The organism is Herbidospora yilanensis, assembly GCF_001570565.1.
GTDB lineage: Bacteria > Actinomycetota > Actinomycetes > Streptosporangiales > Streptosporangiaceae > Herbidospora > Herbidospora yilanensis.
Genome location: NZ_BBXE01000034.1, coordinates 146,431 through 160,009, shown reverse-complemented (window position 1 = coordinate 160,009; position 13,579 = coordinate 146,431). Strand labels below are relative to the sequence as shown.

The following is a 13,579-nucleotide window of genomic DNA, read 5'->3' as shown; positions in this document are numbered from 1 at the left end:
CGCATGACCGAGATCATCCAGATCGTCGATCTCATGCTGGCGCAGGTGGACGCCCGCCTGAAGGACCGGGACATGGCTCTGGAGCTGACCCCGGCCGCCAAGCAGGTGCTCGCCGACCGGGGTTACGACCCCGTCCTGGGCGCCCGGCCGCTGCGCCGGACCATCCAGCGTGAGCTGGAGGACTCGTTGTCGGAGAAGATCCTCTACGGCGAGCTGCGCCCCGGCCAGGTCGTCAAGGTCGACGTCGAGGGTGAGGGCGAGGCCGCCAAGTTCACCTTCGTCGGCGAGGCCAAGCCGGAGACCGAGATGTACGTCCCCTCGGCGTTCACGGCGAAGCCGTAACAACGGAAGACCAAGGGCCGGGTGATCCACCCGGCCCTTCGGTTTTGCCGGAACCAGGAAATATCCCCCCCAGGCATAACTTCGGCGGCCGGGTGGCGGCCCTCCTCGACGACATGGCCGGAGGCCTGTCCACCGAGCCCGGCCCCGAGGCCGTCGGCCGCTGGATGGACCAGGCCAGGAAACTCACCTCGGAGATCCACCGGGTGGAGGCCGCGGTCGACACCGCCGACGAGACCGCCCGCCTGCGCGGCCGCACCCGCTCGGGCCACAGCCGCGCCCTGCGGGAGGCCCTCGACACCCTGGAACGCGCGATCCCGACCGTACGCGGCCTGGCCCGAAGCATCAGCGACCGCACCGCCCTGCGGATGTGGGAGACCGGCGTGCGCGAACGCCTGGCCAGTGTGCTGCACGACCTGGCCCAGACCACCCGCGACTACGCCGAGGCGGCCACCACGTGCTGCCCGGCGGAGGCCGGACGCCTCACAGGCGAGCTCGACCGCTCACTGACCGAGGGCCGCCGCATGCGCGACGAACTCGGCGCCGTCCTGCGCGAGGACCCCGGCCACTGGCCGCTGCACGGCGAGCTGCTCGTCCACCGCCGCGACATCCGCCCCCACGAGACCCGCCGCCCGATCGTCAGCAGAGCCGCCGATAGGGCTGATCGGGTACGTGCGCGCGCCACTCTTCGGGTGTGAGGGTGCGGCCGGCCTGGTCGCAGACCAGGCTGCGGGCGTCCACGCCGTAGAGGGTGGAATCCCAGATCTCCAGGGCCGGTTGGCCCGGGGCCGTGAACCGGCCGCCGCCCACGAGGGTGCCCCCGTCGGGGCTGAACGCCAGAGCGCTCGCCGCGAAGGCCGGGGCTCCGTCGGCCGGGGCCCGCCCGTGGTAGGCGCCCAGCGGCCGGCCCGTCGTGATGTCCCAGAAGCGCACTGTCCCGCTGGCGTCACCGCTGGCCAGAACGCTGCCGTCGGGGCTGAACGCGACCGACAACACGTCGCCGGTGTGCCCCAGGAGGGCCGGACCGGCGGCGACCGCCTTCGCCGGGTCCCACAACCGGATCACCCGGTCGGCGCCCCCGGTCGCCAGCAGCCGTCCGTCGGGGCTGAACGCCACCGCGCGCACGTCGCCGTCGTGGCCGCCGAGCCGGCCGGTCAACCGCCGGGTCCGGTTGTCCCACAACTCCACGCTCGGCCCGTAGGCCAGCGCGAGCGTCCGGCCGTCGGGACCCAGCACGCCGTGGTTGGTGACCTCCTGGGGCGGGTTGGCCCACAGGGGCTGGCTGGTGCGGCTGTCGACGTCGAGCAGGCTGATCACGTTGTCGGTGCTCAGCACGACCAGCCCGCCGGTCGTGGGGTCGAACACCATCGAGTGGACCCCGGAGGTCCGCGTCTCGATCGGCACCCCGAGCGGGGTGCGTGAGGCGGTCCGCCAGAGGCGCACCGTGCCGGCGGCGTCGCCGGTGGCGAAGATCGTGCCGTCCTGGTTGAAGGTGATCGCGTCGACCGTGGCGAACCGGCCGGTCTTCGGGTCGGCGACCCGGGTCGTCAGGTCGAGCACGGAGTCGTACGCGGCCATGTTCCAGACCCGGACGGTCCGGTCGGTGGCCGCGGTGAGCAGGGTGCGCCCGTCGGGGGTGTAGGCGACGGCGACGACCGTCCCGGTGTGGCCGGTGATCGTGTCGCCGACGCGGCGGCGGCCCACGGTCTCCCAGATCCGCACCGCCTCGTCGCCGCCGCCGGTGGCGAAGGTGCCGCCGTCGGGGCTGAACGCGATCGTCTCGACCGCGCGGTCGTGCGCGGTGAAGTCGGCCCGCAGCGTGAACTCCCGCTCGCCCACGCCCCAGATCTCGACGCCGCCGTCGGCGCGGCCGACGGCCAGGGTGCGCGTGTTGGGGGTGAGCGCGGCCGAGGTGACCCGCTCGGAGGGCAGCAGGCGCAGCCGGTCTCCGGTCGGCAGGTCGAAGACCTCCAGGCCGCGCGCGGTCGCGGTGTAGAAGGTGTCGCCGTCGTTGCCGAACAGCACCAGCGGGCGGTCGCCCGCCGCCGGGAACTCCGCGACCGGCTGGGCCGTGGTGGTGCTCCAGATCGTGACCGGCCGCCCCGCGGCGGCGACGGCGACGGTGCGCCCGTCGGGGCCGAACGCGACGGCCTTGCGGCCGAGGCCGCCGTCGTCGACGGTGGTCAGCAGGTCGCGGGTGGCGGTGTCCCAGATCCGCACCGAACCGTCGGAGGCGGCGGTGGCGAACCGGCGGCCGTCGCGGGTGAAGGCGAGCGCGCCGATCGGGTCGTCGTGGGCGTGCACGACCGCGAGCCGGGCGCCGTCCCGCCACAGCGTGACGTCGCCGCCCGAGGTGGTGGCCGGCAACCCGGCGGCGCTGACGGCCATGGTCTCCACGCCCGGCGGGCGCAGCACGTCGAGCGCGGGATGCGCCGCCGACGCGCGCAGCCCCGCCGCCGCCTCGGGCAGCGCGGGCGCGATCTCGGCCCCGGCCAGCCGCAGCAGCCGGGCCAGCACCGGCTGGTCGGCGGCCAGCGCGTCGCCCTGGGCCAGCAGGTGGCGGGCCACGGCGACCGTGCCGCGGTGCACGGCGACGTCGCGGTCGCGGGTGGCCCCGTTGACGAGCAGCGCCAGCGCGCCGGTGGCCCCGAAACTCAGCACGAGCAACGCCACCGCCGCGATCGAGAACAGGCCCCGGACGAACGTGCGCTTCTCGTCGGCGCGCCGCCCCTCGAACTCCTGGGCCGCGCTCGCCTCCAGGAACGCCACCTCGGCCGGGGTCAGCTCTCGCCGGATCCGCCGCACGGCCGCCCGCGCCGCCGCGAGCCGGGCGCCCGTGTAGAGGTGGGGGGCGGCGAACCCGCTGAGCACCCACCGGTCGGCGTCGGCGGCGAACTCGCGCCGCACCTGACCGGCCGCCCGATCGGCCTCCGTCCAGGCGGTGAACCGGGGCCAGGCCCGGATCACCGCCTCGTGGGCCAGTTCGGCCGTCTCGCCGTCGGCCCGGACGAGCCCGGCCGCCACGAACGGTTCGAGCTCGGGCCTCATCGGGCCCGGCCGCAGCGTGCCGTGGGGCCCGGCCAGCGCCGACAGCGCCGCCCTGGCGTCGTTGCGGACCAGCGCCCGTTCGGCGCTGCGGGGGATCGCCCCGGTCACCCGGCCGGTGGCCCGGTAGCCCTCGAACGTCAGCGGGCCGCCCTCGCGCCGGTCCCACATCACCCGCAGCGTGTGGGCCAGCAGCGGCAGGTCGCCGTTGTGGTCGGCGACGATCTCGTCGACCAGGCCCTCTTCGAAGGTCACCCCGTGGGCCAGGGCGGGCCGCTCGATGGCGGCGCGGAGGTCGTACCCGGACAGGGGAGAGACGAGCAGCGGCCGGGAAAGGGCCGCGACCAGCTCGGGGTGGGCGGCGGCGTCGCCGGTGAAATCGGCCCGCAGCACGAGCACCACCCGGGCCCGGGTGGCGGTGAGCGCCCGAACGAAAGCCTGCCGCGCGTCGAGATCGCGGCAGGCCGTGAAGACCTCCTCGAACCGGTCGACCACGACCAGCCCGGGGTCGCCGAACTCGTCGAGGTGATGGGGCGCGGCGGCCAGCCGGTCGCGGTCCATCGTGGCCCCGAACGCGGCCAGCAGCGCGCCGACCGGATCACCGCCGGGCCGTAGGCGCAGCCCGTCGAGCTCGCGGAGCCCGACGCCGACGAGCGAGGTCTTCCCCGCGCCCGAGGCGCCCGTGACGACGACGAGCTGCTCGCTCCCGGTTCGCCGCCGCAGGTCGGCCAGGAGGTCGTCACGGCCGAAGAACACGTCGGCGTCCGGCGCGTCGAACGCCGCCAGCCCCGGAAAGGGAGGCCTGCTGCTCACCTGACAAGCATGGGCCGGAAATTGCGGAAAAGTAACCGGCGGCTGTCGAAACACCGTCCGGCCGTTCGTGGAGGGGTCGTAGGTTCGCACGAGAACGAACGGAGAACACCCATGCGCTACCTGATCACGCTGACCCGGACCACCCAGCCCGAGACCCCGCCGCCCGCCGAGCTCATGTCGGCGATCATGCGCCTCGGCCAGGAGGCCACCGAGGCCGGCGTCCTGGTCGACCAGAGCGGCCTGCGGGGGCTGGCCGCCGAGGTCGAGGTCGTCGGCGGCAAGCTGACCGTCTCCGACGGCCCGTTCGCCGAGGCCAAGGAGCTCATCAGCTACGCGATCTACGAGGTCCGCGACGAGGCCGAGGCGGTCGAGTGGGCCAACCGGTTCATGAGGCTGCACCACGACATGTGGCCCGGCTGGGAGGGCGTCTCCCGCGTCTTCCCGCTGATGACATTCTGAGCCGATGACATTCTGAGGAGGTGGGCTCCGTCGATCCGATCCGCACCGTCGAGGCCGTCTGGCGCATCGAGTCGGCCAAGGTCATCGCGACCGTGGCCCGGATGACCGGTGACATCGGCCTGGCCGAGGAGTCGGCCCAGGACGCCTTCGTGCTGGCCCTGGAGACATGGCCGGCCGAGGGCGTGCCGGCCAACCCGGGCGGCTGGCTGACCACGACGGCCAAGCGGAAAGCGATCGACCAGCTCCGGCGGCAGGGCGTCTACGAGGAGAAACTCCGCGAACTCGCCCTGCGGCCGGCCCCCGGGCCCGAGCCCGAACTGCTGACGCTGATCTTCACGGCCTGCCATCCGGCGGTGGCCGTCGAAGGACGGCTGGCGCTGACGCTGCGGCTGCTCGGCGGGCTGACCACGGCCGAGATCGCCCGCGCGTTCCTGGTGCCCGAACCGACGGTGGGGCAGCGCGTCTACCGGGCCAAGACGGCGCTCCGTAAGGTCCCGATCGAGCTGCCGCCCGCCGAGGAGCTGCCCGCCCGCCTGGCCTCGGTCCTCGAAGTGATCTATCTGATCTTCAACGAGGGCTACTCGGCGACCTCGGGCGACTCGTGGATCCGCGACGATCTGTGCTTCGAGGCGCTCCGGCTGTCCCGCGTGCTGGCCGCGCTGATGCCCGCCTCCTCCGAGGCGTCGGGCCTGCAGGCGCTGCTGGAGATCCAGTCGTCCCGCCTGGCCGCCCGCGTCGGCCCCGGCGGCGAGCCGGTCCTGCTGGCCGACCAGGACCGTTCGCGGTGGGACCGGTTGCTGATCCGCCGGGGTCTCGAAGCGCTGGCCCGCGCCGAGTCAACGGGGGTCCTGGGTCCGTACGGCCTCCAGGCCGCCATCGCCGCCGTCCACGCCAGGGCCCTGACCTTCGCCGACACCGACTGGGCCCGCATGGCCGACCTCTACCGGCTGCTCGCCCACGTGGCCCCTTCGCCGATCGTCGAGTTGAACCGCGCCGTCGCCGTGGGGATGGCGGAGGGCCCGGAGGCGGGACTGAAGATCGTCGACGGCCTGGCCCTCGAAGGGAACCCCCACCTCGCGGCCGTCCGGGGCGACCTCCTCGAACGCGGCGGCCGGCTGGAGGAGGCCAGGGCGGCCTTCCGCGAGGCCGCCGAGCTCACCCGGAACGCCCGGGAGAAGACCCTCTACGAGCGCAGGGCTAGCCGCGGGCCTTGCTGAACGTCCGCCGCAGGTCGTCGACCCATTCGTCCGGGATCTCCCACGGGATGAAGTGGCCGCCCCTGTCGTGGACGGTCAGGTTCACGTGGTTGTACCAGCCGCCCCGGTCGCTGTTCGCGAAGGCGGCCACCCGCTGGTCTGTGGTGACGCCGGGCGGGTTCTCGTAGCCGACGAAGGTGATGCCCGTCGGCGCCTCGACGGCCGGGGTGCGGTCGTGGGAGGGGGTCCAGGGGTGGCGGTTGGCGTTGGCGTAGTAGCGCATCGACGTGCCGATCGAGTTGTTCACCCAGTAGATCATCGTGTGGGTGAGCAGGTCGTCGGGGGTGAAGGGGTCTCCGTCGCTCCCGTCGCTCCACGAGTCCCAGCGTTTGAGCAACCAGGCCAGCAGGCCCGCCGGGGAGTCGGACAGGGCGTGGGCGAGCGTCGAGGAGTCGAGGACGTGCACGGCCAGGTGGGAGGCGAACCGCCGGTCGAGCGCGATGATCCGGTCTCTAGTCTCCGGCGGCAGGTCGTCGGGGAGCACCTGGCCCTGGGCCAGGTCCCAGCCTCGGTCGCCGTTGAACAGGGTGAGCTTCTGGCCCGAGCCGATGTGGATGCCGTAGAGGCTGTCGGCGTACTTGTGGCCGAGCTGCCCGCTGATCAGCGCGCCGATGTCGCATCCGGCGGCGGCGTAGCGCTCGTGGCCGAGCACCTCGGTCATCAGCGTGTGCCAGAGGTCGGCGACCATCCAGAAGTTCAGCTCGGGCCGGTTCCGCAGCGGCCCGGGGAAGCCGAAGCCGGGCAACGACGGCACGACGACGTCGAACGCGTCGGCCGGGTCGCCGCCGTGCGCGGCCGGGTCGGCCAGCGCGTCCACCACCTTCGACCAGTGCCAGAACGTCCAGGGCCAGCCGTGGGTGAGGATCAACGGCGTCGGGTTCGGCCCGACCCCGGGGCGCCGCATGAAGTGGATCGGCACGCCGTCGACCTCGACCAGCTCGTGGTCGTAGGCGTTGATCGCCGCCTCGGCCTTCCGCCAGTCGTAGCCGTCGAGCCAGTGGTCGACCAGCGGTCTCAGCCGCTTGACCGGCACCCCGTAGAACCCGTCGTCGTTGCCCTCGTCGGCGGGCAGCCGGGTCAGTTCGAGCCGCCGGCGCAGGTCGTCGAGCACCTCGTCGGGCACGTGGATCTTCATCGCAGCCCGGCGAACAGGTCGTCTTCGTGGTCGGGCGCCGGGACTCTGCTGAACACCCGGATGAAGTGTTCGGCCGACATGGCCAGCCGCTGCGTCTCCGGCGGCATCGAGAGCAGGGAGATGCTGTCGCCCTGGCTGCCGTGCGCCCGCAGCGCGGCGAGCTTCACGTCGGCCTGCTCGTGGGTGTCGACCACCGTGGTGATCAGCTCGTCGGGGGTGCCGAAGTCGTCGGGCAGCTCCCACCCCGGGTCCATGCCCTGCTCTTTCATGGCGGCGTACGACGCCTGGATGATCCGCCGCGGCACGGCCGTGTAGTAGAACTTCACCGGGATCCCGGTCGCCTCGGCCGCCGCCACCGCGACCCGGTGGGCCTGGATGTGGTCGGGGTGCCCGTAGTTGCCGTTCTCGTCGTAGGTCACCACGACCTGCGGCCGATATTCCTCCATCAGCGCCGCCACCCTGGCCACGGCCTTGTCGAAGTCGACGTTGGCGAACGCGCCGGGGCTGGTGTTGCCGGCCCATCCGGCCATGCCGGAATCGTGGTATCCGAGCAGCTCAAGATGGGTGATATCGAGGTGGCCCACCGACTCGGCCAGCTCGGCGAGCCGCTGCTCGGCCACGTCGGTCTCCGAGTGGCCCGGCTCCCCCGGCTTCACCCCGCCGGGCCCGTCGCCCTGCTCCCCGTTCGTGCAGGTCACCAGGACCGTACGCACCCCTTCGGCGGCGTATTTCGCGAAGCTCCCCCCGGTGCTCATGACCTCGTCGTCAGGGTGGGCGTGCACCGCCATCAGCGTCAGCATGGCCCCCACGCTACGGCAGCGCCGGTGCCCCCGGGGAAGCACAGTCGCACCTTCGCGTGACATCTCGGATCATGTGCCGGCGCGTCTTCTTTGCGCAGTCATCGAGGAGGACGCATGAACGGCTCGGGGAACGTCACCACACTCGACTCCATCGACACGACCAGGGTCGCCCGGCTGGCGGGGGGCCGCGACCAGGTCGTCGTGGCCCGCCGCCTGGTCTCGGCGACGATCGGCAGAGACCACCCGCTGCACGACGACTCCGTGCTGCTCACCAGCGAGATCGCCACGAACGCGGTCGTCCACTCCAGATCGGGCGACGGCGGCGTGTTCACCGTGACGGTCTGGTTCTCGGCCGACGAGGTGAGGGTGTGCGTGCAGGACGACGGCTCGCCCGAACCCCCGTGTGCCCGCCACGCGACCTCCACCGCGACCAACGGCCGCGGCCTCCCGCTGCTCGACGCCCTGGCCGACCGCTGGGGCATCGTCAGGGAGGGCGGCCGCAACAAGGTCTGGTTCGAGATCTCGCTCACCACCACCCCGCCGACGGCCCTGGCCCTCCCGCTCCCCCGGTCGGCCTGAGCCCCCGCTAGTCGTCTTCCAGGCCGCCCAGCTCACGGGCCAGGAAGGCGAGCATGTCGGCGGCCAGGCCCGCCGCCCGGTCGGCCGAACGGCCCGCGTGGCCGACACCGGTCTCATGGCGGAACAGGATCGGCCGCACGCCCGACGTCGCGCCCTGGAGGGCCGCGCACATCTTGCGGGCGTGGAGGGGGTCGACGCGGCTGTCACCGTCGAAGACGGTGAACAGGGTCGCGGGGTAGTCGACGCCCTCCTTGACGTGGTGGTAGGGCGAGTAGGCCAGCAACCAGGCGAACTGCTCGGGGTCGTCGGCGGAACCGTATTCCGGCACCCACGAGCTGCCCAGCCCCGACTTCTCGAACCTGACCATGTCGAGCACCGGCGCCGAGCACACGGCGGCGGCGACCAGCTCGGGGCGCTGCGTGACGAGCGCCCCGACGAGCAGCCCTCCGCCCGACTCGCCGGTGACGCCGAGCAGGGCGGGCGTGGTCCAGCCCGCCGCGATCAGGGTCTCGGCGGCGGCGGCGAAGTCGTCGAACGAGTTCTGCTTCCGCCCGCGCATGCCCGCCCGATGCCACCCCTCCCCTTCTTCACCACCACCCCTGACCTGGGCGAACGCGAAGACACCACCCGCCTCCAGCCACGGGAGCACATAGGAGGAGTAGGAGGGCGTGAGCGGCACCCCGAACCCGCCGTAGCCGTAGAGGACACATGGCCGGGGCCCCGGCAGGCCCCTGCCGAGCACGACCATCCGGACCGGTGTGCCGTCGGCCGACTGGTAAACGACCTGGTGCGACTCGATCTCGGGCAGCTCGGCCCGGCCGGGGGCCGCCTCCCAGAGGGTGGTCTCACCGGTGCGGGCGTCGTAGCGGTAGACGCTCTCGGGCGTGACGTAGTCGGAGTAGGTGAACCAGACCTCGTGGTCGCGGGCGGACATCCGCCCGATGGAGCCGAGACCGGGGAGCGGGACCGCTCCTTGACGCTCCCCGGTCTCGGGATCGTGGACGGAGATCTCCCCGATGGCGTGGCGCACCCACGCCACCAGGAGAACCCCGTCGAGCAGGGCGAAGTCGGCGATCACGGCCTCGGCGTCTTCGGCGACCAGCTCGCGGAAGTCGTCGGGCGCGGCCGGGTCGGCGACGAGCAGGCGCCCCCGGGGGGCGTCGAGGGTCGTGATCATGTACGCCCTCCCGTCGCCCCCCACGGCCACGGCCGACCGGGCCGCGACGTCCTGCTGGACCACCCGCCGCGCCGGGCTCACCAGGTCGCACAACCACACGTCGTTGCCCGGCCCCCGGTTGACCGAGAGGGTCAGCCACCGGCCGTCGGCGCTGAGGGCGATGCCGTCGGCGGCGGCCACGTCGAGATCGTCGCCGTGGAGGCGGTGGACGCGGGCCCGGCGGTCGCGGACGTAGTAGAAGCCGTCGCCGCCCGGCAGCCAGGCCACCGGCGAGTGGCGCAGGCCGCTGATCGGGCCGTCGACGAGCGCGCCGGTCTGGGCGTCGACGACATAGAGCTCGGAACGCTCGTCACCACCCCGGGAGAGCTGGCAGGCGACCAGCTTCCCGTCGGGCGAGGGATGCCAGGCGTCGAGCAGCGTGGTCGCGCCCGGGTCGATCGCCTCGGGGTCGAGCACGACCCGGTCGTCGGCGTAGAGGACGGGCAGGCGGCGGCCCGGATCGCGGCGCACGCGGAAGGCGGTGCCCGCCCGCCAGATCGGCGCGCCCACGACGCCGGTGTCGCTCAGTTCGGCGATCCTGGCCCGGAACCGGTCGCGGTCGGGGAGGAGCTGGCTGCGCCAGACGACCTCCTGCTGCGCCTGCCAGGCCCGCGTCTCGTCGGAGGCCGGGTCTTCCAGCCAGCGGTAGGGGTCGGAGACGACGTGCCCGTGGATGATCTCGATCATGACACCTGCCTGAGTCTGGGGTCCCAATGTCCGGCCAGATCCGCGTACAGGGGGGAGGCGGCGAGGAGTTCCTGATGGGTGCCGGCGACGACCCGGGTGCCGTCCATGACCAGCACCTTCTTGGCCCGCAGGGCCGAGCTGATGCGATGGGCGACGACGACGAGGGTGCCGCCCCGTTCGGCGAAGGCCTGCTCGACGCGGGCCTCGGCCGCCGGGTCGAGGCAGGAGGTCGCCTCGTCGAGGATGACCAGCGGGGCGTCGGCGAGATAGGCCCTGGCCAGCGCGACGAGCTGCCTGTCGGCCGGGCCGAGCTCGGTTGCCTGGAGTTTCACGTGCGCGGCCCCGATGGCGTCGAGCGCCTGCCGCATCCGCCGGGGGTCGTGATCGCCGAGGTTCTCGGCGACGGTGCCCCGGAAGACGTAGGCCTCCTGCGGGATCAGCGTCCGCTGCCCCCGGTCGAGCCGGGCGGCCGGCACCCCGCCGACGGTCACCCGGCCCTGACCGGGCACGATCATCCCGGCGATCAGCGCGGCCAGGGTGGACTTCCCGATGCCGCTCGGCCCGACGACGGCCAGGTGCTCCCCTTCGGGGATGACCAGGTCGAGGCGGTCGACGACCGGCAGCGCCCGGGGCCCGTAGGCGAAGGTGACCCCCTTCAGCTCGGTGTGCACCCCCCGGGCCCTGCGGGTCTCCTGCCGGGGCGGCGGCAGCGCGGCCCGCAGCCGGGCCAGCGTGACCCACAGCCGCACCCCGCTCTCCCCCAGCCCACTGGCCAGGTTGAACAGCGCGGGCGTGAGCGACTGCATCACATAGGCGAGGGTGCCGAGCACGACCCCCGGGCTCGCCCCCAGCCGGGGCGCGTAGACGAGCACCAGCAGGATCGGCGCCCACGCCCCCGCGCCCAGCACGACCGTGCGCAGCGTGGTGACCGTCGCCAGCCGGCCCGCCGCGAGCCGCTGGCCGTCGAAGCGGGCGCCGGCGTATCGGGCGGCGTGGTCTTCGTCGCCGGAGGCGGCGATGTCGCCGAGCGCGGCGGCGACCTTGACCAGGCTCTCGGCGGTGGCCTCGTCGGCGAGCAGATAGGCGTGCTGCCGCCTGGCCAGCTCGGGCAGCGAGAAGAGGAAGGCCCCCAGCCCGAGCAGCAGCGGCGGCAGCACCAGCAGGAGCAGCTCGGGCATCAACGCCGCGACCCCGGCGACGACCCCGAGCAAGGCGAACACGAACGCCTTCACCGACCCGATCACCCCGGTGAACGCGTCGCGCGCCACCTCGACCTGCAGGTTGGCCCTGGTGACGGCGGCCGGGTCGTCGTGCCCGGCCTCCAGTGCCCCTCGGATCGTCGCGGCCAGCAGCTCCTCGCGGACGGGCTCCACGATGGACGCCAGCGAGACGACCACCTGCCGCGCTCCGACCGCGGCGAAGATCCATGAGACGCCGAGCAGGAACGTCCACGAGAGCCCGGCGACGGCGTGGTGGGCGGTGAACGCGTCGACCGCCCGCGCGACCGCCAGCCCGATGACGAACGCCGGCGCGGCCTCGACCAGCGACCAGAGGACGAACCGCCGCACCTGGCCCGGCCGGGCGTGGCAGGCCCGCCAGAGGAACGCCCCGATCCGGGTCCGGTGGCCGAAGGAGATCACCGCGGCTCCCCACCCTGGAAGACGGCCCGGTAGCCGGGGTCGTGCCAGAGGGCGAGGTGGCGGTCGAAGCCGCGTACCCGCCCGTCGTGCAGCCAGATCACCCGGTCGGCCCGCGCGGCGACGGCGGCCCGGTGGGTCACCATGACGCGGGTGCGGGTGTCGGCGGACAGGGCCGTGGAGACCTGGCGTTCGGTGATGGTGTCGAGGCTTGAGGTGGCGTCGTCGAGCACCAGCAGGCGGTTTCCCTTCGCGAAGGCCCTGGCCAGGCCGAGCCGCTGGCGTTCGCCGCCAGACATGGGGGCCTCGGCGAGGGCGGTCTGGTAGCCGTGGGGCAGGCGGCGGATGAAGTCGTCGGCCCCGGCCGCCACGGCCGCCGCACGGGAGCCGCCGATCGCGTCGGCGACGGTGTCTCCGACGAGGTGGGGCCTGGCGACGGCGTAGCCGACGGCGGCTCTGAGCGACTCCCGGGTCAGCGACCGCAGCGGCACCCCGTCGAGCAGGACCTCCCCCGTCTCGGGGTCGTCGAGCCGGGCCGCGAGCCGCGCGAACCGCGTGGTCCCCGTGCCGACCACGGCCACCGAGGTGCCGCCCTGGATCTCCAGCGCCAGGCCGGGGACGTCGTGAAAAGTCAGTGTGCCGGGGCCGGGGGGCAACGTCCGCACCCCGTGGACCCTCGGGCATTCGTCGAGGACCCCGGCCAGCCGGGCGCCGGCCGCGCGGGCGCGGGCCAGCCGGCCCAGCGAGCCGATCGCGGGGCCGAGGCCCGCGCCGATGACCACGTAGCGGGCGGCGGCGTAGAGCTCGCCGACCGACAGTTCACCGGCCGCCAGCCGCCAGCCGCCCACGGCCAGCACCAGCACCTCCAGGAGCGGCACCACGATCGCCGCCCGCACCCCGGCGTCGGCGTTGGCCCGCCACAACGCCATCGCGTGGCCGCGCACCACCGGCAGCGCGGTCAGCACCCGCCGGGTCTCCTGTTCGGCGGTTCCGGCCGCCGCGATCGTGCGGGCGCCGCCGACCGCTTCGACCAGGCGCGCGGCGATGTCGGCCTGCGCCTCCTGGTAGCCGCCGGCGATCACCGTGGAGACCCTCAGGAACCGCTTCAGCACGAACACGATCGCGACCAGCCCGCCCGCCAGCGTCAGCGCCAGCCACGGGTCGATCAGCACCAGCAGGACCAGCGCCCCGGCCGACGGCACCACCAGCGCCACCGAGGCCACCACGGCGTCGGCCGCGCGTCCGGCCTCTTCGGCGTTGAGGCCGAGCCGGGTCACCAGGTCGCCCTCGGGGATGCGCCGGGTCACTCCGGGACCGGCGCCGAGCAGATGGGAGAGCGCCCGGTGGCGCAACCAGGCCGCCGCCCGTGCGCCACCGATGGCGCTCATGTGCACACCGAGACCGTCGCAGGCGACGAGGAGCACCACGACGGCCCCGGCGCAGACCACCCAGGTCGTGGAGAAGGTGTCGACGGCACGGCCGAGCACGAACGGCAGTGCCAGCTCAAGGCCGGCGCCGATGAGCGCGACGGCGGCGAGCACGCCCGCCGCGGGCCCGCTGCGCCTGATCGCCTCGGTTGTCAGCCGGTCGGCCGTCCGCAACGCCGAGTCCCT

General features: G+C 73.7%; 11 protein-coding genes. 5 read left to right on the top strand and 6 right to left on the bottom strand.

What is annotated here, in order from left to right; all coding sequences use genetic code 11:
* Positions 1-342: ClpB D2-like domain containing protein (locus tag AW273_RS27425; RefSeq protein ID WP_500778877.1), on the top strand; the 342-nt coding region annotated here is incomplete at its 5' end.
* Positions 343-434: 92 nt separating this feature from the next.
* Positions 435-1,037, top strand: a complete 603-nt coding sequence (locus tag AW273_RS27420) for a hypothetical protein (protein WP_062354035.1) — start codon at positions 435-437, stop codon at positions 1,035-1,037.
* Here AW273_RS27420 and AW273_RS27415 read toward each other — a convergent pair.
* Positions 979-4,197, bottom strand: a complete 3,219-nt coding sequence (locus AW273_RS27415) for an nSTAND1 domain-containing NTPase (protein WP_062354033.1) — start codon at positions 4,195-4,197, stop codon at positions 979-981. The two genes, AW273_RS27420 and AW273_RS27415, sit on opposite strands and share 59 nt — an antisense overlap.
* Positions 4,198-4,308: 111 nt before the next feature.
* Here AW273_RS27415 and AW273_RS27410 point away from each other — a divergent pair, with 111 nt between their 5' ends.
* Positions 4,309-4,656 carry a YciI family protein gene (locus AW273_RS27410; protein WP_062354031.1) on the top strand — a complete coding sequence of 116 codons (348 nt, stop codon included), beginning with the start codon at positions 4,309-4,311 and terminating at the stop codon, positions 4,654-4,656.
* Between the two features lie 20 nt (positions 4,657-4,676).
* Positions 4,677-5,873, top strand: a complete 1,197-nt coding sequence (locus tag AW273_RS27405) for an RNA polymerase sigma factor (protein WP_062354029.1) — start codon at positions 4,677-4,679, stop codon at positions 5,871-5,873.
* Here AW273_RS27405 and AW273_RS27400 read toward each other — a convergent pair.
* Positions 5,854-7,047, bottom strand: a complete 1,194-nt coding sequence (locus tag AW273_RS27400) for an epoxide hydrolase family protein (RefSeq protein WP_062354027.1) — start codon at positions 7,045-7,047, stop codon at positions 5,854-5,856. The genes AW273_RS27405 and AW273_RS27400 overlap by 20 nt on opposite strands.
* A complete protein-coding gene (locus AW273_RS27395) occupies positions 7,044-7,847 on the bottom strand; it encodes a PIG-L family deacetylase (protein ID WP_062354024.1) in 804 nt (267 codons plus the stop codon). Before AW273_RS27395 ends, AW273_RS27400 begins: the two co-directional genes overlap by 4 nt.
* A 114-nt stretch (positions 7,848-7,961) precedes the next feature.
* Between AW273_RS27395 and AW273_RS27390 the strand changes: the two genes are divergently transcribed.
* Positions 7,962-8,426 carry an ATP-binding protein gene (locus AW273_RS27390; RefSeq protein WP_062354021.1) on the top strand — a complete coding sequence of 155 codons (465 nt, stop codon included), beginning with the start codon at positions 7,962-7,964 and terminating at the stop codon, positions 8,424-8,426.
* Between the two features lie 7 nt (positions 8,427-8,433).
* Here AW273_RS27390 and AW273_RS27385 read toward each other — a convergent pair whose 3' ends face one another.
* Genes AW273_RS27385 through AW273_RS27375 form a run of 3 tightly spaced genes read right to left on the bottom strand, consistent with a single transcriptional unit; the run spans position 8,434 to position 13,567 of the window.
* Positions 8,434-10,329, bottom strand: coding sequence for a prolyl oligopeptidase family serine peptidase (locus AW273_RS27385; RefSeq protein WP_062354018.1), 1,896 nt, complete (start codon positions 10,327-10,329; stop codon positions 8,434-8,436).
* A complete protein-coding gene (locus tag AW273_RS27380) occupies positions 10,326-11,969 on the bottom strand; it encodes an ATP-binding cassette domain-containing protein (RefSeq protein WP_062354015.1) in 1,644 nt (547 codons plus the stop codon). Before AW273_RS27380 ends, AW273_RS27385 begins: the two co-directional genes overlap by 4 nt.
* Entirely contained in the window at positions 11,966-13,567 is a 1,602-nt protein-coding gene (locus tag AW273_RS27375; RefSeq protein ID WP_062354011.1) for an ABC transporter transmembrane domain-containing protein, read from the bottom strand. Before AW273_RS27375 ends, AW273_RS27380 begins: the two co-directional genes overlap by 4 nt.
* Positions 13,568-13,579: the final 12 nt, after the last annotated feature.

Excerpts from the sequence above, each read along its gene's own strand:
- AW273_RS27390 (WP_062354021.1), top strand. The coding sequence starts at position 7,962 with ATGAACGGCTCGGGGAACGTCACCACACTCGACTCCATCGACACGACC.
- AW273_RS27410 (WP_062354031.1), top strand. The coding sequence starts at position 4,309 with ATGCGCTACCTGATCACGCTGACCCGGACCACCCAGCCCGAGACCCCG.
- AW273_RS27395 (WP_062354024.1), bottom strand. The coding sequence starts at position 7,847 with ATGCTGACGCTGATGGCGGTGCACGCCCACCCTGACGACGAGGTCATG.
- AW273_RS27385 (WP_062354018.1), bottom strand. The coding sequence starts at position 10,329 with ATGATCGAGATCATCCACGGGCACGTCGTCTCCGACCCCTACCGCTGG.
- AW273_RS27400 (WP_062354027.1), bottom strand. The coding sequence starts at position 7,047 with ATGAAGATCCACGTGCCCGACGAGGTGCTCGACGACCTGCGCCGGCGG.